The 23327-nt window shown below is 62.4% G+C and carries 19 protein-coding genes; 15 read left to right on the forward strand and 4 right to left on the reverse strand.

The features are described 5' to 3' along the window. Window positions 1–25 precede the first annotated feature (25 nt). From ACQKIK_RS00795 to ACQKIK_RS00850, 12 genes are all read left to right on the forward strand, one after another. The gene (locus ACQKIK_RS00795; RefSeq protein WP_499134381.1) at window positions 26–970 is read left to right on the forward strand and encodes a LysR family transcriptional regulator; all 945 of its coding nucleotides are present in this window, start codon (window positions 26–28) and stop codon (window positions 968–970) included. Between the two features lie 387 nt (window positions 971–1357). Then, a complete protein-coding gene (locus ACQKIK_RS00800) occupies window positions 1358–2338 on the forward strand; it encodes an isopenicillin N synthase family dioxygenase (protein ID WP_499134382.1) in 981 nt (326 codons plus the stop codon). Further along, window positions 2331–3092, forward strand: coding sequence for an alpha/beta fold hydrolase (locus ACQKIK_RS00805; protein WP_499134383.1), 762 nt, complete (start codon window positions 2331–2333; stop codon window positions 3090–3092). Before ACQKIK_RS00800 ends, ACQKIK_RS00805 begins: the two co-directional genes overlap by 8 nt. Before the next feature lie 40 nt (window positions 3093–3132). Then, window positions 3133–4113: an ABC transporter substrate-binding protein gene (locus ACQKIK_RS00810; RefSeq protein ID WP_499134385.1), complete on the forward strand. Its 981-nt coding sequence runs from the start codon at window positions 3133–3135 to the stop codon at window positions 4111–4113. A gap of 4 nt (window positions 4114–4117) precedes the next feature. Continuing rightward, the gene (locus tag ACQKIK_RS00815) at window positions 4118–4918 is read left to right on the forward strand and encodes an ABC transporter ATP-binding protein (RefSeq protein ID WP_499134387.1); all 801 of its coding nucleotides are present in this window, start codon (window positions 4118–4120) and stop codon (window positions 4916–4918) included. Next, the gene (locus ACQKIK_RS00820) at window positions 4908–5681 is read left to right on the forward strand and encodes an ABC transporter permease (RefSeq protein WP_499134388.1); all 774 of its coding nucleotides are present in this window, start codon (window positions 4908–4910) and stop codon (window positions 5679–5681) included. The genes ACQKIK_RS00815 and ACQKIK_RS00820 overlap by 11 nt, the downstream gene beginning before the upstream one ends. A 36-nt stretch (window positions 5682–5717) precedes the next feature. Continuing rightward, window positions 5718–6188 (forward strand): nucleoside deaminase, encoded by a 471-nt coding sequence (locus ACQKIK_RS00825; RefSeq protein WP_046163794.1) that lies wholly within the window; start codon window positions 5718–5720, stop codon window positions 6186–6188. A gap of 127 nt (window positions 6189–6315) precedes the next feature. After that, window positions 6316–7053 (forward strand): SDR family oxidoreductase, encoded by a 738-nt coding sequence (locus ACQKIK_RS00830; RefSeq protein WP_127838965.1) that lies wholly within the window; start codon window positions 6316–6318, stop codon window positions 7051–7053. A gap of 10 nt (window positions 7054–7063) precedes the next feature. Continuing rightward, window positions 7064–7519, forward strand: coding sequence for a carboxymuconolactone decarboxylase family protein (locus tag ACQKIK_RS00835; protein WP_499134389.1), 456 nt, complete (start codon window positions 7064–7066; stop codon window positions 7517–7519). Between the two features lie 237 nt (window positions 7520–7756). Beyond that, a complete protein-coding gene (locus tag ACQKIK_RS00840; protein WP_499134390.1) occupies window positions 7757–9301 on the forward strand; it encodes an ABC transporter ATP-binding protein in 1545 nt (514 codons plus the stop codon). 10 nt (window positions 9302–9311) lie between these two features. Next, the gene (locus tag ACQKIK_RS00845; RefSeq protein WP_064482074.1) at window positions 9312–10418 is read left to right on the forward strand and encodes an ABC transporter permease; all 1107 of its coding nucleotides are present in this window, start codon (window positions 9312–9314) and stop codon (window positions 10416–10418) included. 55 nt (window positions 10419–10473) lie between these two features. Further along, window positions 10474–11400 carry an ABC transporter permease gene (locus ACQKIK_RS00850; RefSeq protein WP_045428370.1) on the forward strand — a complete coding sequence of 309 codons (927 nt, stop codon included), beginning with the start codon at window positions 10474–10476 and terminating at the stop codon, window positions 11398–11400. A gap of 84 nt (window positions 11401–11484) precedes the next feature. Here ACQKIK_RS00850 and ACQKIK_RS00855 read toward each other — a convergent pair whose 3' ends face one another. Beyond that, window positions 11485–14199 carry a cation-transporting P-type ATPase gene (locus ACQKIK_RS00855; RefSeq protein WP_499134391.1) on the reverse strand — a complete coding sequence of 905 codons (2715 nt, stop codon included), beginning with the start codon at window positions 14197–14199 and terminating at the stop codon, window positions 11485–11487. A 200-nt stretch (window positions 14200–14399) separates the two neighbouring features. Here ACQKIK_RS00855 and ACQKIK_RS00860 point away from each other — a divergent pair, with 200 nt between their 5' ends. From ACQKIK_RS00860 to ACQKIK_RS00870, 3 genes are all read left to right on the forward strand, one after another. Then, window positions 14400–15080 carry an SDR family oxidoreductase gene (locus ACQKIK_RS00860; protein WP_499134392.1) on the forward strand — a complete coding sequence of 227 codons (681 nt, stop codon included), beginning with the start codon at window positions 14400–14402 and terminating at the stop codon, window positions 15078–15080. A gap of 265 nt (window positions 15081–15345) precedes the next feature. Beyond that, window positions 15346–16437 carry a BMP family ABC transporter substrate-binding protein gene (locus ACQKIK_RS00865; protein WP_046163801.1) on the forward strand — a complete coding sequence of 364 codons (1092 nt, stop codon included), beginning with the start codon at window positions 15346–15348 and terminating at the stop codon, window positions 16435–16437. A gap of 152 nt (window positions 16438–16589) precedes the next feature. Continuing rightward, window positions 16590–17564 carry a 2-oxoglutarate and iron-dependent oxygenase domain-containing protein gene (locus tag ACQKIK_RS00870; RefSeq protein WP_499134394.1) on the forward strand — a complete coding sequence of 325 codons (975 nt, stop codon included), beginning with the start codon at window positions 16590–16592 and terminating at the stop codon, window positions 17562–17564. A gap of 119 nt (window positions 17565–17683) precedes the next feature. Here ACQKIK_RS00870 and betA read toward each other — a convergent pair whose 3' ends face one another. The 3 genes from betA to betT form a co-directional block, all read right to left on the reverse strand. Then, the gene (gene betA / locus ACQKIK_RS00875; protein WP_499134396.1) at window positions 17684–19360 is read right to left on the reverse strand and encodes a choline dehydrogenase; all 1677 of its coding nucleotides are present in this window, start codon (window positions 19358–19360) and stop codon (window positions 17684–17686) included. 55 nt (window positions 19361–19415) lie between these two features. Next, entirely contained in the window at window positions 19416–20888 is a 1473-nt protein-coding gene (gene betB, locus ACQKIK_RS00880) for a betaine-aldehyde dehydrogenase (protein ID WP_499134398.1), read from the reverse strand. Between the two features lie 96 nt (window positions 20889–20984). Continuing rightward, a complete protein-coding gene (betT, locus tag ACQKIK_RS00885; protein ID WP_499134399.1) occupies window positions 20985–23051 on the reverse strand; it encodes a choline BCCT transporter BetT in 2067 nt (688 codons plus the stop codon). Between the last annotated feature and the right edge of the window lie 276 nt (window positions 23052–23327).

A 23327-nucleotide genomic window follows, 5' to 3' on the forward strand; every position in this document is an offset into this window, starting at 1 on the left:
CGCCCACCCCGAGCCGCCAATCTGTATGTCCCGTCGTCTGCGCATTCATTCCCCCGCGATCCATTACTTCGACATGGTGCGACGCTGTCAGTCGATCCGCGAAGCCGCGCGTCGGCTCAACGTGGCCTCCTCTGCCGTGAACCGGCAGATCCTCAAACTTGAGGCCGAAATAGGTTCACCGCTGTTCGAGCGGCTGCCGGCCGGGCTGCGTCTGACCGCTGCAGGAGAGGTATTCGCTCGCCACGTGCTCGTGGTCTTGCAGGACGCTGCGCGGGCCAGCTCCGAGCTGGACGCACTGCAGGGGCTGCGCACCGGCCATGTGGAAATCGCCACCGTTTCGGGCGTCACGGTCGACCTGCTGCCTTCGGTGCTCGAAAGCATGACAGCGCGCTATCCGCATATCACCGTGGGGGTGACCAGCTTGGGCTCGCAAGCCATTCCCGAGGCGGTTACCAGCGGCCAGGCCGATATCGGGATCGCCTTTGCGCTGCGGCGAACCGCTGATTTGCAGCAACTGGGCGTCGGCCACTTTCGACTCGGTGCCATTGTGCCTGCCAATCATCCGTTGGCGGGACGCCGCGAGGTGAGTTTCTCAACCTGTGCCGAACACCGCCTGATCCTGGCGAAAAGCGACCTTTCGATTCATCACTTGCTCGCCCCGGTGTTGGCGCGCACCCGCTCGCCGCAGAAAGCCGCACTGGAAACCAGCTCGGTGGAGCTTGCAGCGCAAATGGCCAAACGTGGCGCCGGCATCGCGTTCCAGACGCGCATCGGCATCGAAGCGGAACTGTCCACTGGCACGCTTGTGCACTTGCCACTAAACGACAATGGTCAGGTGCTCAGTGATCTCGGTGTGTACGTGCGCAGCTCGCGCTACCTCCCGGTGGCGGTGGACGCGTTCGTTCGCGCGCTCTGCGAGGAAATCACCCGCCGCGAACAATACGAGCGCGCCGAGACCGAGTGCACCTGATTCCCTCTGTTCACCTTCTACCCGCACCGTCCGATCCCCCTCCTCGCCTTATCTCTCTGCGCGCTCAGATTTCAATCGCCGGCGCGCTCTGTATTCGACGCGCCAACCCTGGCATGTGAAATTTTTCAACCTCATTGGCAGGCACCCTGAGTGCTCCATTCCGGGGCGCAGCGCCTCGCCAAACAATGACGCCAAGCAACCCAACCCAACGCCGGCGCAGGGTGTCATAAGCCCCGTATTAGAGCGTTTCCCGCCCTCAAAAGAGGCAGTCACAACCGATGCCGAAACGGCATCGGGATGCTCGATATTCTCTTCTTTTGCGTACAGCTAACGCACCGGATACTGCGCCACAACGGGCCCCCGCCCCTCCGTTGCAGGTGCCATGTCATGGCCTACCCACTTAGTTCAGACCCAGCCCAAGCGTGCTACCTGCCGCTGATCGACCTGACCGGATTGCTCAGCAGCGATTCACAGCAACGCAATGCCGTCGCCGGGCAGATCGGACAGGCCTGCCGTGAGTGGGGCTTCTTCTACATATACAAGCATGGCATCGATGCGAGGTTACAAGCGGCCGTGCTCGAGCAGACGCGGCATTTATTCGACCTGCCTGACGAGGCCAAACGAGCACTCGACAAGGCCACGTCACCAGCCAACCGCGGCTATGAAGCGCTGCGAGGCCAGTGCCTGGAGCCCGGCGCGCCGGCTGACCTGAAGGAAGGCTTCTACCTCGGCCGCGACCTGCCGGCAGACGATCCGCGCGTGCAAGCCGGGCGCTTCAATCACGGGCCGAACCAGTGGCCGGTGGCGTTGCATGGCTTCCGCCCCGCCATGGAGCGTTATCACGCCGCCATGACCGATCTCGCCGAGCGTCTGATGGCAGGCCTGGCGCTATCGCTTGAGTTGCCGGAGAACTACTTCGCCGGCTTTTGTCATCAAGCCATGGCCACCCTGCGCCTGCTGCACTATCCACCGCAACCCGAAATGGCAGCACCTGGCGAGAAGGGGTGCGGCGCGCACACCGACTTCGGCGGCCTGACGCTGTTGCTGCAGGACGATAATCCTGGCCTGCAGGTCTGGAGCCATAGCGCGCGAGCCTGGATGGACGCCCCGCCGCTGCCCGGTACATACGTCGTCAACCTCGGCGACATGATCGCTCGCTGGACCAACGACCGTTACCGCTCGACCCTGCATCGCGTGGTGAATCTATCCGGGCACGAGCGCTACAGCGTGCCCTTTTTCTACGGCGGCAACCCTGACCATCAGGTGAGCTGCATCCCGACCTGCCTCGAAGCCGGCGAAACGCCGCGCTACCCCGGCGTGACGGTGGAAGAACACTACCGCGAGATGTACAGGAGGACGTATGCCTGACCGTCATGTCGTATTGATTCACGGCGCTTGGGCCGGAAGCTGGGTCTGGGACCGTTTGCTCGACGGGCTGCGGGCTGCCGGATTCAGGCCTCACGCCGTGGACCTGCCCGGAAACGGTAGCGATGACACGCCAGCCGCCGCGGTAAGCCTCGACATCTACGCCGCGCACGTATGTGCCCTGATCGATCAGCTGGAAGGGCCCGTGCAGTTGGTGGCGCACTCCGGTGGCGGGATGACGGCGACAGCCGTGGCCGAAAAGCGCGCCGAACGCATCGCAGGCGTCACCTATGTAGCCGGCATGATGTTGCCCAGCGGCCTGTCCTTTGCCGATGCCTGCGCAGAGCTGGTCAGCACAGCGCCAGAAGTGTCTGGAGTGGGCCCCTTTCTGCAACGCAGCGTCGACGGGCTCGGCACTCGCGTTCCCGCCGAGATTGCCTGTGCGCTGTTCTTCCATGACGTACAGCTGCCCCAAGCACTGGCCGCCGCGCAACGGCTGGGCTCACAGCCGGACGGTGGGCGCGCAGTCGTGGCGCGCTGGACAGCCGAGCGCTTTGGTCGCCTGCCACGCCTGTACATCGAATGCGGTACGGACCGCTCGGTAGTCCCGGCCGTCCAGCGCTGGATGCAAGAGCTGGTGCCGGGCGCAGAGCGGGTCACCCTCGACTGTGGCCATGCACCGCAACTGGCCGCCCCGGAGTTATTGCTCGCCAGCTTGCTGCCGTTCTTTTCACGTCATCCCAACCCCGTTTTCTGATCGACACCCTCTCGTGACGCCTATCAAGGAGCGACGCCCCATGTTCAAGAAAACCCTGATCGCCAGTTCACTGCTGGCCCTGTTCTCCCAAGCGGCGCTTGCGGCCGATACCGTGCGCTGGTTGAACGACTGGCTACCCGCTGGCGACAAGGCGGTGATCTATCTTGGTGTCGACAAGGGCCTGTTCGCCGAGCAGGACATTGAAGTGGAAATCGCCAGTGCACGCGGCGGCAGCGACGTGGTCACCAAACTGGCAACCGCCAGCGCTGACTTTGGCAGCGCTGGGCTGGCGTCAGTGCTGCAGGCGAGAGCGCAAGGGCCCGTACCGGTGGTCGCCGTGGCGCCGATCTACAACAAACAACCAGACGCCTTCTTCACCGCCGAAGGCTCGGGCATCAATCAGTTCAAGGACATCGCCGGCAAGACTGTCGCCACCCCGACGTTTTCTGCTTCGAATGTGGTGTTTCCGCTGGTCCTGGAAGCCAACGGCATCGCTCGCGATGGGGTGAAGCTGCTCAAGCTGGACCCCGGCGCGCTAGCGCCCATGCTGGCCACCGGCAAGGTTGACGCGACCATCAACTGGGTCACCGTAGCGCCCGGTTTTGCCCGTTCGATGCAGGAAGCCGGGAAACAGCTCAAGGTCATCCCGTGGTCGGACTACGGCTTCGACGGCTATGGCCTGTCGTTGATCGCCTCCGAGCGCTTCCTGAAGGACAAACCCGAGGTCGCCAAGAAATTCATCAAGGCCTACCGCCAGGCCCAAGAAATGGCTATTGCGGACCCGGCTGCAGCCGCGGCTGCGCTCAAGAAAATGGTCCCGGAGATCGACGAGCAGCAGGCCGTGGAGCAGTTCACCGCGTCGGTCCCGCTGATGCAGAACGACATTAGCGAAGCCGAGGGCACTGCCCAGTTCGATGCCAAGCGCCTGGAGACCACCTGGCAATGGGTCGCCCGCGCGCAGAACCTGCCGAGCGACAGCCTCGACCCGGCCCAGGTCATTGCCAACGGCTTCGTCGAGTAACCGCATGAATCAGATCGAAACCCGCTCGGCTGCCCGGCCGAGCATCACCTTCGAGCAGGTTCGGCAGGTGTTCACTTCCTCGGACGGCAGCGAAGTAGTGGCGCTCGCCGACACCAGCTTCGCCATCGATCGCCACGAGTTTATCGCGGTGATCGGCCCTTCGGGCTGCGGCAAGTCGACGTTGCTGCGCATCCTCGCCGGCCTCATTCGTCCCACCAGCGGCCAGGTGAGCATTTACGGCAAGAAACTCGATGGCCCGCGTGACGAAGTCGGCATCGTGTTCCAAAAGCCAACCTTGCTGCCCTGGCTGACGATCCGCGACAACCTGACCTTTCCGATGAAGCACAAATACGGCCGGGTCACCGCTCAAGAGCGTGAGCGCGGCGAAGAATTGCTCGAGCTGGTCGGCCTCAAGGAATTCGGAGGGAAGCGCCCGGACGAGCTGTCCGGTGGCATGCAGCAGCGCGCAGGCATTGCTCGTGCGCTGCTACACGACCCCGAAATCCTGCTGATGGACGAGCCTTTCTCGGCGCTCGATGCCCTGACCCGCGACGAGCTGAGCCTGGAACTGCTAAACATCTGGACCCAGCGTCCGAAGACGGTCTTGTTCATCACCCATTCGATCCCCGAAGCGCTGCTGCTGGCTGACCGCATTCTGGTGATGTCGGCGCGCCCAGGGCGGATAACCGAAATCATAGACGTCGACCTGCCACGGCCACGGTCCCTTGACACCCTTACCGAGCCCCGCTTCAACGAGCTCGCCAATCACATCCGTCGCAAGGTGTTCAGCCGCCATGGCCTTTAATCGAGCAATGGGCGAACGCTTCGCCCCAGGGCTGGCGCTGCTCGGCCTGTTACTACTCTGGGAGGCGGCCTGCTGGGCGTTCAGCCTGCCCGCTTTCGTGCTGCCCTCCCCCAGCGCCATCCTCACCGCCACCTGGAAACTCGACCCAACGATCTGGGCCGAGCACATTTTCGCGACCCTGCGTGTCACCCTGCTCGGCTATGGCCTGTCGATTCTGATCGGCATTCCGCTGGCCATCGCCCTCGCCTCGTCCAGGCTGTTGTCTCGCACGCTCTACCCGCTGCTGGTTATCGTCCAGTCGACGCCGATTGTCGCGGTGGCGCCGATCATCGTCGTGGTGATGGGCGCAGGAGACATGCCACGGGTGTTTATCACCTTTCTGATCGCCTTTTTCCCAATCGTGGTGTCGACGGTAACCGGCCTGCTGGCGACCCCGCCGGAACTGATCGAACTGTCGCGCTCGCTGGGCGCATCCCGGGCACGCGAGTTCCGCAACATCCGCCTGCCCTATGCCATCCCTCACCTGTTCTCGGCACTGCGCATCTCCATCACCTTGGCCGTGATCGGCGCAGTGGTCGCCGAATTCGTCGCGGCGGACAAAGGGTTGGGTTACTTCATCAACTTCTCGACGTCGATGTTCCAGGTTCCGCAGGCGTTCGCCGCTCTGATGATGCTGGTGATCATCAGCCTGGGCCTGTTTCAAACGGTCGGCCTGGTGCAGCGCCTGCTGTTCACCTGGAGCGTGCCGAAGAACGAAGGCTGACCCCGCCGCCTCTTTACTATCCATGGACATTTCGACATGCCCTTAGACGACGCCGCCCTGCTACGCAAAAGTTTCGATGTCGCCCGTCGTGCCCTGGCCGAGGGCACGCATCCCTTCGGCGCCATCTTGGTGGGCCCCGACGGTGAAACCCTGCTCGAACAGGGCAACGCCTACATGCCGGATCACGACATGACCGGCCACGCCGAACGCGTGCTGATGACGCGCGCCTCGACCCGCTACACGCCGGAATTCCTCTCCCGCTGCACCATGTATACCTCCGCCGAGCCCTGCGCCATGTGCGCCGGTGCCGCGTACTGGGTGGGCCTTGGGCGGGTGGTGTACGGCCTCTCCGAACGCAGCCTGAAAGCCATTACCGGTAATCATCCGGAAAACCCGACGCTGGATCTGCCCTGCCGCGTGGTCTTCGAAGCCGGCCAACGCAAGGTCGAAGTGATCGGTCCTCTGCTTGAAGAGGAAGCGGCTGCATTGCACGACGGTATCTGGTGAGCTGCACAGGGCCAGAATCAGGCAAGCCCTCGGCAGGATCGACATAACGCCAGGTGCGACCCTCTGCCTAGCATTCAAATCACGGCGCATGGGCGTCGATTCGAATGACCTAGCGGAGGTGCTGCACATGTCAAACAGCAACGGAAAAATCGTACTCATCACCGGCGCCAGCAGTGGTATCGGCGAAGCGACGGCGCGGCTGCTGGCCGCCGAAGGCGCCACGGTCGTACTGGGCGCACGACGCGTCGAACGACTAGAGAAACTTGTCGCCAGCATCACCGAAACAGGCGGTATCGCGGCCTGTCGTGCATTGGATGTGACCCGCCGCGAGGATACCCAGGCCTTCGTCGATTTCGCCGAGCAGCGCTTTGGTCGGGTCGACGTGATCATCAACAACGCCGGGGTAATGCCCTTGTCGCGCCTCGATGCCCTGAAGGTCGACGAATGGGACCGGATGATCGACGTGAACATCCGTGGCGTGCTGCATGGCATCGCGGCCGGCCTTCCGCTGATGCAGCGCCAGCGTTCAGGTCAGTTCATCAACATCGCCTCCATCGGCGCTTATGCAGTCAGCCCCACCGCTGCTGTTTACTGCGCCACCAAATACGCGGTTCGCGCCATTTCCGAAGGGCTGCGCCAGGAGGTCGGCGGCGATATCCGCGTCACGCTGGTGTCGCCCGGTGTCACCGAGTCGGAACTGGCCGAAAGCATCTCCGATGAGGGCGCGCGGGCAGCCATGGATGACTTCCGCCGGATTGCCATTCCCGCTGAGGCCATCGCTCGGGCCATCGCCTATGCCGTCGAGCAACCCGCTGATGTCGATGTCAGCGAACTGGTGGTCCGGCCAACCGCAAGCCCCTACTGAGGACGCCGCGATGCCCCTGCTCACGGGAAACACATTGAGCGCGGCCTGCCTCGGCCTGCTCGGCTCGCTACCATTCGCCTCGCTGGATGCGGTCGGCAACGAGCGCCACGATCGTGGTGTCGACGTCATCAATCATCTGTCTGGCGGTGCCGGTCAACCCGTCCTCGAGGCGCTGCGCGAGGACTATCCATTTCTTGCCGACGGCATAACCGAGTACGCGCTGGGCGATGTTTGGCGGCGCGACGGCCTGGATGATCGCACTCGTCAGTTGGCGGTGGTCGCAGCCTTCGCCGCACAGGGCAACCTGCCCTATATGAAAGTTCACGCCGGCTACGCGCTGCGCCTTGGCGTTACACGGGATGAACTGAAAGAAGTGGTGTACCTGACCACCGTCACCGCGGGCTTTCCTCGAGCCATCGATGCGGCGCAGGCGTTGCGCGAGGTGCCTGACCCAGTCGCGCCGTAGCACGCAAACGCCGCGCCTGCCGGCGCGGCATGCTTCACGTGCATCAGTTGCCACGCCCTGCAACGGTGCACATGCCGGACCCATCCGACAAGCAAGCACCAAAGCGAAGCACCCACAGCGCTCGGTTGACCAGCGTCCAGCGGCGCATCTTCGCTACCCCGTTCTTCTCGGCATTTCCTGACTGGCTGGCCAGCTTTTTGCTACTGCCATGCCATGAGAATTTCAGCGGACGCCGACATGCCCGAACCACAGACCGCACGCCTGCAACTGACCGGTATCACCAAAGCGTACCCAGGTTGCCTGGCCAACGACCGCATCGACCTTTCGATCCAGGCCGGCGAAATCCACGCCCTGCTGGGCGAGAACGGTGCAGGCAAAAGCACGCTGATGAAGATCATCTACGGCGTGACGCAACCCGACGCCGGCAGGATCTGCTGGGAAGGCCAGCCAGTGATCATGCGCGACCCGGCGCAGGCGCGCGACCGGGGGATCGGCATGGTGTTCCAGCACTTTTCGCTGTTCGAAACCCTGAGCGTGGCCGAGAACATTGCCTTGGCGCTGGGCACCGGCGCGGGGACGCCAAGACAGCTGGAGCCGAAGATCCGCGAGGTGTCGCAGCGCTACGGCATGCCGCTGGAGCCGCAGCGGCTGGTGCACAGCCTGTCGATCGGCGAACGCCAACGGGTGGAGATCGTTCGTTGCCTGATGCAGGACATCAAGCTGTTGATTCTCGATGAGCCGACGTCGGTCCTCACGCCGCAAGAGGCCGATGATCTGTTCGTCGTGCTGCGCCGGCTTGCTGCCGAAGGCTGCAGCATCCTGTTCATCAGCCACAAGCTCAACGAGGTGCGCGCGCTCTGTGAGAGCGCGACGGTGCTGCGTGGCGGCCGTGTCTCCGGCGATTGCGTACCGGCGCAGTGCACCGATATGGATCTGGCGCGGCTGATGGTAGGTGATGCCGAGGGGCTTGAAGCCGAATACCCGAAAGCCCGCGGTGGCACGCCGTTCCTGCGCGTCGAATCGCTGTCCTGGCACAACGCCGATCCGTTCGGGGTCTCGCTGCAGGACTTGATGTTGGAAGTCTGTGCCGGGGAGATCGTGGGCATCGCCGGTGTCGCCGGCAATGGTCAGGATGAGCTGCTGGCCCTGCTGAGCGGCGAGCAGCGGCTGAGCCGACAGCAGGGTCAGCACATCCGCTTTCTCGACGCTCCGGTGGCGCATTTGCGCCCCGATGCGCGACGCCGTCATGGCATGGCCTTCGTTCCAGCCGAGCGGCTCGGCCATGGTGCGGTGCCTGAACTGAGCCTGGCCGACAACGCATTGCTCACCGGTTTCCAGCAGGACGGAATGGTGCGAGGTGGCCTGATCCGGCACAGCCGCGTCGAGGCGTTCGCGCGACGCATCATCGAGACATTCGCAGTGAAGACGCCAAGCAGCCACACCCCGGCACGCAGCCTGTCCGGCGGCAATCTGCAGAAATTCATTCTCGGCCGCGAGATTCTCCAGCAACCGAAGCTGCTGATCGCCGCGCATCCGACCTGGGGCGTCGATGTCGGAGCCGCGGCCGCGATCCACCGCGCACTGATCGAGCTGCGCGACGCCGGCGCCGCCATCCTGGTGATATCCGAAGACCTCGAAGAGCTGTTCCAGATCAGTGATCGCATCGCCGCCCTGAGCCACGGCCGGTTGTCGGCCTTGCGTGCCACACGCGAGACCAGCCCCACGGACGTGGGTCGCTGGATGGCCGGTCAGTTCGATCAACCCACGCCCACCGCTGCCTGAGAGCCTTCGTATGTTGTTATCCCTAGAACCCCGCGGCTATGAATCGCGACCAATGCTCTGGCTGTCGCCACTGCTTGCTGCGTTGCTGACGCTGATCAGCGGCGCGCTGTTGTTCGTCGCACTGGGTCACCCGCCGCTGGAGACGCTGCGGGTGCTGCTGATCGATCCGGTCAGTGACCTCTACGGCGTCTCCGAACTCTTGGTCAAGGCGTTACCGATCCTGCTCTGCGCCCTGGGCCTGGCTGTCGTGTACAACGCCCGTATCTGGAATATCGGCGCCGAGGGTCAGTTGCTCATCGGCGCGTTGGCCGGCAGTGCGCTGGCGGTGAACATCATCGATTGGGACTCGCGCTGGGCGCTGCCCCTTACGCTCGCGGCGGGCACCCTCGGTGGCGCCGCCTGGGCTGGTCTCTGCGCCTGGCTGCGTACTCAGTTCAATGCAAACGAAATCCTCACCAGCATCATGCTCAACTACATCGCGCTGAACCTGTTGCTGTTCGCGGTGCATGGGCCGTTGAAAGATCCTGAAGGCTTCAACTTCCCCGAGTCGGCGATGTTCGGCGACGCCACCCGTCTGCCCCAGCTGTTCGAAGATCTGCGCGTGCATGGCGGTTTCTACTTCGCCCTGCTGGCATTGGTGGTGATATGGGTGCTGCTGCACAGGAGCTTTCTCGGCTTTCAGATCAAGGTACTTGGCCTCGACAAGCGTGCCGCTGGCTTCGTCGGCTTTCGTGAAAAGCGCCTGGTGTGGATTGCCCTGTTGATCAGTGGTGCATTGGCTGGACTGGCCGGAGTTGCGGAAGTCACCGGCCCGATCGGCCAATTGGTGCCCCAGGTATCGCCTGGCTACGGGTATGCCGCCATCACAGTCGCCTTCCTCGGTCGGCTCAATCCCATCGGGATTCTGTTTGCGAGCCTGCTGATGGCACTGCTCTATCTGGGTGGCGAAAACGCCCAGATGGCGGCCAACCTGCCGCAGTCGATCACTCAGCTGTTCCAGGGCATGGTCCTGTTTTTCCTGCTGGCCTGCGACGTGTTGATTCTCTATCGGCCGCGTCTGAAAGGCTGGAGCCGCAAGCCGCACACTTCGGCGCTCGAGCCGGAGCCAGCCGCATGACCCTCATGCCCCACTTCTCTTTTGCTTTGCCGATTACAGCTCGAGGGCTGATTTGATGGATATCGACCTACTCACCAACATTTTCTACGCCATGATCCGGACCGGCACGCCGCTGCTGCTGGTCGCACTCGGCGAACTGGTCTGCGAAAAGTCCGGCGTCCTCAATCTCGGTCAGGAAGGCATGATGCTGTTCGGCGCAGTGGCCGGATTCATCGCCGCCTTTGCCACTGGCAACCTCTGGTTGGGCGTGGTGTTTGCCTGCCTGGGCGGCATGCTGCTGTCGCAGCTGTTCGCGCTGGTGGCGCTGGGCTTCAATGCCAACCAGGTGGCTACCGGCCTGGCGCTGACCATCTTTGGCGTCGGCCTGTCCTCATTCATCGGTGCCGGCTGGGTCGGCAAGCCGCTGGCCGGTTTCGAACCGATCGCCATTCCTTTCCTGAGCGACATTCCGTTGATCGGTCGCATGCTGTTCGCCCAGGACCTGCTGGTCTACCTGTCCTTCGCGCTTTTCGCCTTGGTTGCCTGGGTGCTGTTGAAAAGCCGCGTCGGCCTGATCATTCAAGCAGTCGGTGAGAACCCCAACGCGGCAAGCGCCATGGGCCTGCCGGTCCTGCGGGTTCGGGCGTTGGCGGTGCTGTTCGGAGGCGCCATGGCCGGGTTGGCGGGTGGTTATCTGTCGCTGGCCTATACCCCGATGTGGGCCGAAAATATGACTGCCGGGCGCGGCTGGATCGCCCTGGCGCTAGTGGTATTCGCCAGCTGGCGTGTAGGGCGTGTGCTGCTTGGCGCCTATCTGTTCGGCCTTGCCAGCATCCTGCATCTGGTGGCTCAAGGGATCGGCTTGTCGATCCCCGGCAACCTGCTGGCGATGCTGCCGTATGTGGCAACCATCGTCGTGCTGGTGCTGCTCTCACGCGACGCGATTCGCACCCGCCTGTATGCACCGGTGTCGCTGGGGCAACCTTGGAAAGCCGGTCATTGATCGGCCAGGAAAGCGGGCCTTCCAGGCCTCGCTTTCCATCTGCGGCCATTCGTTTCCATGCGCTCCCTGCGCAATACGTCGTCCCTACAGGCCGAGGCCCAAACGCCGTAGCAGCGCCTTTTCGATCTCCAGAATGACCAGCACCGCCACCCCGGCAAGTACCACGAACATGCCAGTGGTCAGCGACAACGCCTCGGAGGCGAACAGTGACTGCATGAACGGCGCATAGGTAAACATCAGTTGCAGGAGGAAAACGCCGAATACTGCCATCAGCACCCGCGGCGTGCCCTTCACGCCTTCCGCAGTGAACGAGGGCGCCTTCAGGTAGCGCACGCTGAACAGGTAGAACACTTCCATGCAGACCAGCGTATTGACCGCCACGGTACGCGCTGCCTCAACCGTAGCGCCTTGAGCGCGCATCCACTCGAACATGCCGAAAATGCCCGCCAGGAACAGCGCGGAGACTAAGAAGATCCGCCAGATAACGAATCGCGACAGCATCGGCTCGTCCGGCCGGCGCGGCGGACGCTGCATGACATCCGCCTCGGTGGGTTCGAACGCCAAGACCATCGCCAGCGCCACCGAGCTGACCATGTTCACCCACAGCACCTGCACCGGCGTGATCGGCAAGGCGATGCCGAGCAGCACGGCCAGCAGCAACGACAACGACTCGCCGCCATTGATGGGCAGAAGGAAAGTCACCGTCTTGCGCAGGTTGTCGTAAACGGTGCGGCCTTCTTCCACGGCATGCGCGATCGAGGCGAAGTTATCGTCCGCCAGCACGATCGCACCGGCCTGCTTGGCCGCCTCCGTCCCCTTCATGCCCATGGCGACGCCCACATCGGCCTGCTTCAACGCCGGCGCGTCGTTGACGCCATCGCCGGTCATGGCGACCACTTCGCCATTGGCCTGTAGCGCCCGCACCAGGCGCAGCTTGTGCTCCGGGCTGGCGCGCGCGAACACCCGGGCTTCGGCCACTGCCTGACGCATCGCCGTTTCGCCCATCCGTTCCAGCTCAGGTCCGGTGATGGCCTTGATGTCATCCCCCATCCCGAGCTGTCTGGCAATGGCACTCGCGGTGACGCCGTGGTCGCCGGTAATCATCACCACCCGAATTCCGGCAGCGCGACACTCCGCAACTGCGCGTATCGCCTCCTCGCGCGGCGGGTCGATAATGGCGACCAGCCCGAGCAAAGTGAGTCCGTTGGCGACGTCGGCGTGCTCGAGCATGTCCTTGTCGGCGGGCAATTGGCGCCGAGCGAGCGCCAGAACGCGGCGACCGGCTTGCGCCTGCGCCTCGACCTGCTGATGCCACTGAGCCTGTTCAAGCGACAGCTCCTCGCCATCGGCCATAAGCTGATGTGAGCACATGGCCAGAATGCGCTCCGGCGCGCCCTTGACCAGCACCTCGCTGCCGCTATCGGTAGCGTGCAGCGTCGCCATGAAGCGGTGCTCGGACTCGAAGGGAATCACATCCAGCCGAGGATGATCGACATGGAGATTGGTCGGTGACAACCCCGCTTTCATTGCAAGGGTCAGCAGTGCGCCCTCGGTGGGATCGCCGGCCAGCGTCCACACCTGATCCTTCTCGTGCAGGCTGGCGTCGTTGCACAACGCTGCCGCATGCATCAGTGCATTGACCGCTGGCGATCGGGCCAGCAACGCAGCCGGCTCGATGGGCACAGCATCGACCAGCAGCGCGCCATGCGGTGCATAGCCGGCACCTTCGACCTCCAGCGATTGGCCGGCGCAGATCACCTCCTGCACGGTCATTTCGTTGCGTGTGAGGGTGCCGGTCTTGTCGGAGCAGATCACCGTCACCGAACCCAGCGTTTCGACCGCAGGCAGTCGCCGAATCACCGCGTTTCGCGTCGCCATCCGCTGTACGCCAATGGCCAGGGTGATGGTCATGATCGCCGGCAGCCCTTCCGGGATTGCCGCTACCGCAAGCCCCACCGCCGCAATGAACATTTCGCCGGCGCCCATGCCGCGTACCAGCGTGCCGAACAGGAAGAGCACGGCGCTGGTCGCGAGGATCACCATCGTCAGGATGCGGCCGAATTGCTCCATCTTGCGCAGCAGCGGCGTCGTGCCCTGCTCGACCGACTCCAGCATGCGACCAATGCGGCCGATCTCGGTAGCCGCCCCGGTGGCAACGACCACGGCGCGCGCTTGACCTTGGGTTACCAGCGTACCGGCGTAGCCCATGCAGAGCCGATCGCCGATGGGCGCGTCATCGGCCACGGTGTCGACTTGCTTGTCCACCGGGACGGATTCACCGGTGAGCGCCGACTCGTCGATACGCAGGTTGCGCGCCTGCAGCAGCCGCACGTCTGCCGGCAGGCTGTCGCCGGACGCCAGCAGCACCACGTCACCGGGGACCAGTTCAGCCGCATCGATATCCTGCTGATGTCCGTCGCGGAGCACCACCGCATGGGGCGCCAGGAGGTGGCGGATCGCCTGTAATGCTTTCTCCGCCTTGCCTTCCTGCACGAACCCGATGGCGACGTTAAGCACCACCACGACCAGGATCACGAAGGTATCGACCCAGTGCCCCATCAAACCGGTCACCACCGCGGCAGCAATCAGCACGTACAGCAGCACGTTGTTGAGATGACGCATCAGCCGTTGCAGCACGCTTGCAGGTTTGGCTTCGTCGAGACGGTTCGCTCCGTATCGAGAGAGCCGTTCCTCTACGCTTTGGCGGGTCAGTCCGGTAGCCGACGATTCAAGCTCACACAACGTCTCGTCAGCCTCGCAGGCATGCCAGCGGCGCGATTGGATTTGCTGTTCGGGCATTGGATCCCCCTGGTGTTGATTTGCGGTGCCAAATCCGGCAACGCAGTGGTCTCATGAGAGCCCAATAAAGATCAACATAGCTATCGCGGGGACACGCGTTGCAACACAGAGGCAGCGGTCGAATGTCGCAGCCGCCCCGCACGCGCTGATGTCGTTGCGCCGCGCTATGCTTGAACCCCCCTTCACCACAAGGATCTCTCATGCAAAAAACCGTACTCGTGATTGGCGCTTCCCGCGGTCTGGGCCTAGGCCTCGCCAAGCAATTTTCCAGCGAAGGCTGGCAGGTCATTGCCACGGTTCGCAACTCGCAGCAGGCCGACGCGCTCAGCCAGATTCCACGAGTGAGCGTGGAAACACTCGACATGAACGATGCGGCAAGCGTAGATGCGCTGGCCAAGCGGTTAGAGGGCACACAGCTGGATGTGCTGTTCGTCAACGCTGGCATTGCCGGGCCGCAAGACAAGCCGGCCACTCAGGCCACCGAGGCGGAAGTGGGTCAGCTGTTCTTCACCAATGCTGTCGCGCCGCTGCGCCTGGCCGAAAAATTGCGACCAGCGGTCAATCCCGAGCGAGGCGTCATTGTGTTCATGAGCTCCATCCTCGGCAGCGTCGGGACCGGTCCCGGCATGGGCATGTCGCTCTACGGCGCGAGCAAGGCCGCGCTCAACCATATGACCCGCACTTTCGTATCCGAGCTGGGCGAGACCGGGTTGACCGTATTGTCCATGCACCCCGGTTGGGTGAAGACCGACATGGGCGGTGACCAAGCGCCGTTGGATGTTCAGACCAGTACACGCGGAATGGTCGAGCAGGTCACCCTGGCGCTGGGCCGTGGCGGGCATCACTACCTCGACTACAAAGGCGATCAACTGCCCTGGTAATGCAACAAGGTGCGTCGGCTGCTCGACTTGCATCAGCCGGCGCTGACGCTTGAGAGCTGGTAGCCCCTGCCGAGCAAGCAGTGCACTGCCCTGGGGCAGCCCGAACGAATGACGCACCACTAGCGCTCCAGTGCACAGCGCTGGTGGGCACCTCCTGACATCCGCGAGCCGGCAACACGGCGATCTGTCCATCTGGTCAGCTTTTTGCAATCGGACAGGCAGCCGCTACGGCCCTCGCGTCATGACACACAGGAGCGTCATTCACATGCAGAAGAAACCACGGAGCGCCTTGCTGCGCAGCCTTGCCGTTGCCATCGGCTTCACCAGTGCCCTTTCCACTGGCGCAGCCTTCGCCGCTGATCCGCTGAAGGTCGGCTTTGTCTACGTAGGCCCGATCGGCGACCACGGCTGGACTTACCAGCATGAGATGGGCCGCCAGTATCTGGAAAAAGAGCTCGGCGAGCAGGTCGAGACCACCTTCGTCGAGAACGTTGCCGAAGGCGCCGATGCCGAGCGAGTGATCCGCAACATGGCCAAGGGTGGCTATGACCTGATCTTCACCACGTCCTTTGGCTACATGAACCCGACGCTCAAGGTCGCCAAGCAATTCCCCAAGGTGACCTTCGAGCACGCCACCGGCTACAAGCAGGACAAGAACCTTGGCACCTACCTGTCGCGCTCCTATGAAGGTCGTTACGTCGGGGGCTTCCTCGCGGCAAAGATGACCAAGAGCAAGAAGGTCGGCTACATCGCCTCCTTCCCGATTCCTGAAGTGATCCGCGACATCAACGCCATCCAGTTAGCGCTCGATAAGTACAACCCCGGCACCGAAATCAAGGTGGTGTGGGTGAACTCCTGGTTCGATCCGGGCAAGGAGGCGGATGCTGCCAACGCACTGATCGACCAGGGCGTCGATGTGGTCTTCCAGCACACCGACAGCCCGGCGCCGATCCAGGCCGCCGAGCGCCGAGGCGTCTATTCGGTCGGCTATGCATCGGACATGTCCCACTTCGGCCCGAAGGCCGTGCTGACGTCCATCGTCAACGACTGGGGCCCGCACTACAGCAAATCGGCAAAGGCAGTCGTCGACGGCAGCTGGAAGCCGCAGGACTTCTGGGGTGGTCTGGCAGAGGAAACCATCAGCTTGCCGATCAGCGATCTGGTACCCGCTGAGGTGAAAACCGAGGCAGAAGACATCATCGCCAGCATCCGCAGCGGGGCGTTTCACCCATTCACCGGCCCGATCAAGGATCAGACCGGCACCGTGCGTATTGCCGAGGGTGCCACCGCCAGCAACGGCGAGTTGGCCTCGATGAACTACTACGTCAACGGCATCACTGCCGATCTGCCGAAGTAACCCAGCGGCCGCTGCGCTAGCCGCGCCAGAACAGGCGCGGCACCTGGAATTTGCCGTGCCGTCCCTCCCTCCGGAGAACCGCTGGCAAGGGGTGAAACCCTATATGGCTGACGGTACGAGAAGACCGCAGCGAGCATTCCTCGGAGCTATCCATGCACACACCACTCCCCATTATCGACATCGCGCCGCTCTACGCCTCGGATGTTAAGGGCTGGCACGAAGTGGCCCGTCAAATCGACACGGCTTGCCGTGACTGGGGTTTTTTCTATATCCGCAACCATCCGATCAGTGCCGAGCGTATCGCCCAGCTGAAGGGTGCTGCCGAACAGTTCTTCGGACTGCCCGTCGAGCAGAAACTACAAATCGATATCACCAAGAGCACCCATCACCGCGGTTACGGAGCGATTGCGACCGAACAACTCGACCCCTCCAAGCCAAGTGACCTCAAGGAAACCTTCGATATGGGTTTCCATATGCCTCCCGATCATCCGGAGGTGCTGGCGAGCAAGCCGTTGCGGGGGCCGAATCGCCATCCCGAGCTCGAAGGATGGCCGGCGCTGTTCGAACAGCACTATCAAGACATGCATGCGCTGGCCTGTACCCTTCTTCGCGCCGTGGCCAACGCACTAGGCGTCCAATCAAACTTTTTCGATGAGCGCTTCATCGAGCCGATCAGCGTGTTTCGCATGATCCACTACCCGCCACGCCAGACCGCAACGGCGCCCGAGCAACAAGGTGCCGGCGCCCATACCGACTACGGCTGTATCACGCTGCTGTACCAGGATCAGGCTGGCGGCTTGCAGGTACAGAACGTGCGCGGAGAGTGGATCGATGCGCCGCCAATCGAGGGCACCTTCGTAGTCAACATCGGCGACATGATGGCGCGCTGGAGTAACGACCGGTACAAGTCAACGCCGCATCGAGTGATCAGCCCGCTGGGCGTCGATCGCTACTCGATGCCCTTCTTTGCCGAGCCGAACCCGGACACGATCATTAGTTGCCTGCCCGGTTGCCAGAGCCAGGACAATCCGCCCAAGTATCCGGACACAACCTGTAGTGCCTATATGCTTTCGCGTTTCGCCGAGACCTACGCCTATCGCCGGGAAGCTTCAGCTGCAGTGAATTGACCGCACTGCACCACGGGGATGAGCCGCAAGCATCCTTGGCAGGAACGCCTTTCAAGGGTCCAGCAAAGAACTGGCGGGCACATCACGTGCCCGCCAGCCCGTACCAACCCCGGCGATACTTAGCCCCGCACAGGTGCCTTGCGCACCGGTGCATCCTTGGCGACGTAGTAAGCCGCTGTGCTGCGCGGCAATGGCTGACGGCCACGAATCCGGTCAGCGATCTTCTCGGCGATCATGATGGTGGTGGCATTGAGGTTGCCGGTAATGATCTGCGGCATGATCGACGCATCCACTACACGCAAGCCTTCCACGCCGTGCACGCGGCCCTGCCCATCGACGACTGCCATGTCGTCCGTGCCCATCTTGCAGGAACAGGACGGGTGATAAGCCGTCTCCGCATGCTCACGGACGAAAGTATCCAGATCCGCATCGCTCTGAGCATCAATGCCAGGGCTCAGTTCCTTGCCACGGAAGGGATCGAGCGCCGGCTGATTGATGATCTCGCGGGTCAGGCGAATGCCATCACGAAACTCCTGCCAGTCCTGCTCGTGGGCCATGTAGTTGAAGAGGATGCTGGGATCGACGTTCGGGTCGGTCGAACGAATCTGGACCCGCCCGCGACTGGGCGAGCGCATCGAACCGACGTGCGCCTGGAAGCTGTGGCCGTCGTGGGCGTTGCTGCCGTTGTAGCTGACCGCCACCGGCAGGAAGTGGAACTGAATATTCGGCCATTCGAACTCATCGCGACTGCGAATAAAGCCGCCCGCCTCGAACTGATTACTGGCGCCGATGCCCGTGCCACCGAACAGCCACTGAGCGCCGATTGCCGGCTGGTTCCACCATTTCAAAGCGGGATACAGCGAAACCGGTTGCTTGCATTCGTACTGCAGATACATCTCGAGATGGTCTTGCAGGTTTTGGCCGACGCCAGGCAAGTCGTGAACCACCTCGATACCAAGCCCCTTGAGCAATGCTGCCGGACCGACGCCGGAGCGTTGCAGCACCTGAGGCGAGGCAATGGCACCGCCGCAGAGCAGCACCTCGCGGCGCGCTCGTGCAGTGGTCGCCTGCTCACGGCCGCGCAGATATTTCACGCCAACAGCGCGCTTGCTTTCGAACAGCACGCGATCCGTCACGGCGTGAGTGATGATCGTCAGGTTCGGGCGATCCTTGGCCTGGTCGAGGTAGCCACGTGCCGTGCTGGCACGACGGCCATTGGGCGTGACGGTGCGGTCCATCGGGCCGAAGCCTTCCTGCTGGTAGCCGTTCAGATCCTCGGTTTTGGGATAGCCGGCTTGTACGCCCGCCTCCACCATGGCGTGGAACAGAATATTGTTGCCGGGCTTGGGCGTGGTCACGCTGACCGGCCCATCGCCACCGTGATAGTCGTTGGGGCCGATGTCGCGGGTTTCGGCCTTGCGGAAATATGGCAAGCAATCCAAGTAGGACCAGCCCTCGAGACCGGGCATGGTCGCCCAGTTGTCATAGTCCAACGCGTTGCCTCGGATGTAGCACATGCCGTTGATCAGCGACGAGCCGCCCAGGCCCTTGCCGCGGCCACAGTCCATGCGGCGGTTGTTCATGTGGGGTTCTGGGTCTGTCTTGTAAGCCCAGTTATAGCGCGTGCCTTGCAGCGGGTAGGCCAGTGCTGCCGGCATCTGAGTGCGGAAATCGAGGCGATAGTCAGGACCGCCGGCCTCCAGCAGCAGGACACTGACATCCGCGTCCTCGGTCAGGCGTGCAGCCAGCGTATTACCCGCAGAGCCGGCACCGATGATGATGTAGTCGTATTCCATGAATCCTCCTGTCGCGTTGGCGAGCGCTGTCCTGCGCTCGTCTCAGCCTGCTCGCTTAGAAAACCGACGCGAACTCGCCCAGCTCTACCTGTACGGACTTCAACCGCGTGTAATGCGCCAGCGACGAGATACCATTTTCGCGGCCAATCCCGGATTGCTTGTAGCCGCCGACGGGCATCTGCGCGGCGGATTCACCCCAGGTGTTGATCCAGCAAATTCCGGCTTCCATCTGATGAATGATGCGGTGGGCACGCGCCAGATCACGGGTGACAACACCAGCAGCCAGACCGTAGTCGCTGTCGTTGGCGCGGCGCACTGCCTCGTCTTCATCGTCGTAGGCCAGCAGACTGAGTACCGGGCCGAAGATCTCTTCACGGGCGATGATCATGTCGTCGGTGCAGTCGCTGAAGATGGTCGGCTCGATGTAGGCGCCACGGCCGAACTCGCCATTGGTGGCGCGCTCACCGCCGCAGAGCAGGCGCGCACCTTGCGATTTGCCCTTGGCGATATAACCGAGCACGTTCTGCATGTGGGCGAAGCTGACCATGGGGCCGAAGGTGGTTTGCTCGTCTTGCGGATCGCCCATGCGGATACGTTTGACCCGCTCGAGCAGCTTCGCCTCGAACTCGCTCAACAAGGCGCGCGGCACGAAAACGCGGGTGCCGTTAGTGCAGACCTGACCGGAGCTGAAGAAGTTGGCCATGACAGCGATGTCGGCGGCACGGTCCAGGTCGGCATCGTCACAGACGATCAGCGGCGACTTGCCACCCAGCTCCATGGTCACGTCCTTGAGCGATGAGCTGGCCGCACTGGCCATGACCTTTTTGCCCGTTGCCACGCCGCCGGTAAAGGAAACCTTGGCGATGCGCGGATGCTCAGTGAGCAACGCACCGATCTCCGCCCCGGTGCCGGTCAGCACGTTGAACACGCCCGCCGGCAAGCCGGCTTCGGTGAAGATCTCTGCCAGCTTGAGCGCGCTCAGCGAGGTCACTTCGCTCGGTTTGAAGATCATCGCGTTGCCGGTAGCCAGAGCGGGTGCGGCTTTCCACAATGCGATCTGGATCGGATAGTTCCAAGCGCCGATTCCGGCCACCACACCCAACGGCTCACGGCGGGTATAGACGAAGCTGGTGTCGCGCAGTGGAATCTGCTCGCCTTCGATGGCCGGCGCCAGGCCTGCGTAGTACTCGAGCACATCAGCACCGGTGACAATATCGACGCTACGGGTCTCCATCAGCGGTTTGCCGGTATCGAGGGTTTCCAGCAGCGCCAACTCATCGTTGCGCTCACGCAGGATGTCGACCGCTTTGCGCAGCACACGCGAGCGCTCCATGCCGGTCAGTGCTGCCCAGATCTTCTGACCTTTCTCAGCGCTGACCACCGCGCGCTCAAGATCGGTACGCGAGGCCTGCGCCACTTCGGCGAGAACCTCGCCGTTGGCCGGGTTGACGCTCTCGAAGACGTCTCCACCGCTGGCCTCGACGTAAGCGCCATCGATATAGAGTTGTTGCCGTGGGTAACGGGCCATGATTTACCTCTTCGGATGTCCAGGTGGCAACGACCGGATAGGCCATTGCCACGTTTCAGGTACCAAGACGAACCTGTAGGTCCGTCGTGGTCGCACTCAGGTGGCGCTTGCGGTACCGGGTTCGGACGAGCCGTCCGCCAGGCTGCCTTTCTCGCGCTGCAGGTGCAGGAACTGCATGTGGTGCTCGTAGTGATCGAGGATGTCTTCGATCAGCTGGCGCTTCGAGTAGCCCATCAGGTCGTAACCAAGGCTCCCCTGTCGCAGGTGCACTTCAAGCCGGTAATAGTGCGCACTGCTGCTGGATGTGCGCACCGCGAAAGACGGCATCGAGCTGCGAACAGGCCAGATCTGGTAGGTGAAGTCCATTTCGCTGCCAAGATGTACGTTGAGGATCAGGTGCTCGTTGCCAGCCTCGCCTTCGATGATTTCCACCGGCACGCCTTTCTCGCCGAGCGCTTTCTGGATCTCCTCCATCGCTGGCCGGCATGTCTCTTTCAGATAGCGGCGGATCTGCGACAGACTCGGGAAACTCATCGCCCGGGACAGCCGCTGACTCCAGTTCATGTGAGCATGCTCAAGCGTCGCACGGCCGGACAGCTGTCCTGAGAGGCTCTTCTGATAACTGTCCGCCATCACGCCTTCGACGTGCAGCGCCTTGAACAGGCCGACCATCATGAACAAAAGCACAATGGAGAACGGCAGACCCATGATGACCACGGTGCCCTGCAGCGCACTCAGCCCGCCGGCAATCAGCAGCGCCAGGGTCAGCACGCCGATGATCGCGGCCCAGAGTATGCGCATCCAGACCGGCGCATCGCTGTTGGCGTCCTTGAGAATCGAGGTGAAATTGGACAGCACCAGCGAGCCCGAATCACCGGATGTCACGAAGAACACAATGGCAAGGATGGTCGCCACGGCGGTCGTCAGGCCGGCCCAGGGCAGGCTTTGCAGGAACAGGTAGATCGAAGACCCCGGATTACTCACCGCCTGCGCGCCGAACTCAACGGCACCGTTCATGACCATGTCGATGGCGCTGTTACCCATGATCGACATCCACGCCATCATGAAAGCCAGCGGCAACAGCAACGTACCAATCACGAACTCACGGATGGTGCGCCCCCGCGAGATACGCGCCAGGAACAGCCCGACGAAGGGACCCCATGCAATCCACCAAGCCCAGAAAAATACCGTCCAGGCATTCAGCCAATCGGTGGGCTGGTCATAAGCGTAGGTATCGAACGACAGGCTGATGAAATTGGAGAAGTAGTCGCCAATGTTCATCACCAACGCGTTCAGCAAAAAGGTGGTCTTGCCGGCGAACAACACGAACAGCAGCAGCAACACTGCGAGGAGCATGTTGAACTCGGAGAGCCGACGGATGCCCCGCTCCACCCCGGTCGCCGCCGATATCGCGGAGAACACCACGATCAACACGACCAACACCGACTGGGTCAGCGTGCTTTCAGGCACGCCGAAAATGTAGTTGAGGCCGAAATTGAGCTGAATGATGCCAATGCCGAGGCTTGTGGCGATTCCGAACACGGTGCCTAGCACTGCGGCCGTGTCCACGGTATGCCCGATGGGGCCGTAGATGGCCTTGCCGAAAATCGGGTACAGCGACGAGCGGATCGAAAGAGGAAGCCCTTGGCGAAAGCTGAAGTAAGCCAGCGACATGCCCACCAGGGTGTAGACACCCCAGCCAGACAGCCCCCAGTGCAGGAACGTCAGCTCCATGGCATGCCTTGCCGCCTGCGCGGTGCCGCCTACGCCTACCGGCGGTTCCAGATACTGAGTGATCGGTTCAGCGATACAGAAAAACAGCAAGTCGATGCCGATACCGGCGGAGAACAGCATCGCCGCCCAGGTAACGACATTGAATTCCGGTTTCGAATGATCAGGGCCTAGCCTGATTTTGCCGTAGCGCGTGGTCGCAATGACAATCACGAACAGTAGGTACACCAGTACGGCTAGAAAGTAGAACCAGCCAAAGGTGTTTGAAATCCAGCCTAGGACGGTATTGATGACCGTCAGGGATGGCTCCGTGAAAAACATCGTCCAGATCGCAAACAGTACGATGGCAACCGCCGAACTGTAGAAAACGACCGGATTGATACGATCTCGGGTTGGGTCAGTGTGACTGGGTGAGAGCTCAGCCTCGTTCATCAGTTCTATCTCCTGAACTTGTTCTGGCTTTTAGGACATCGCGACGCGACGAAATGCGGCTGCCACGTTTTGCGACTGCCCAAGCGGCTGCACTGCTGCTGCCTGTATGCGGGGCTGCGTCAGGGGCGACGCGCCAAAAACTGCCGTAAAGCTCTGGCGAGCGCGGCACTGGAAAAGTGTGAAGCGTACAGCCGTAAAACAAACGTAGCCTATGTTCGAAAAAAGGGCGGCTATCCTACACGAATTATCGAAACTCTGCATGGGGCCGCAGATAGC

This window comes from Pseudomonas sp. NPDC047961, from assembly GCF_050272435.1.
In the GTDB taxonomy this organism is placed as follows: domain Bacteria; phylum Pseudomonadota; class Gammaproteobacteria; order Pseudomonadales; family Pseudomonadaceae; genus Stutzerimonas.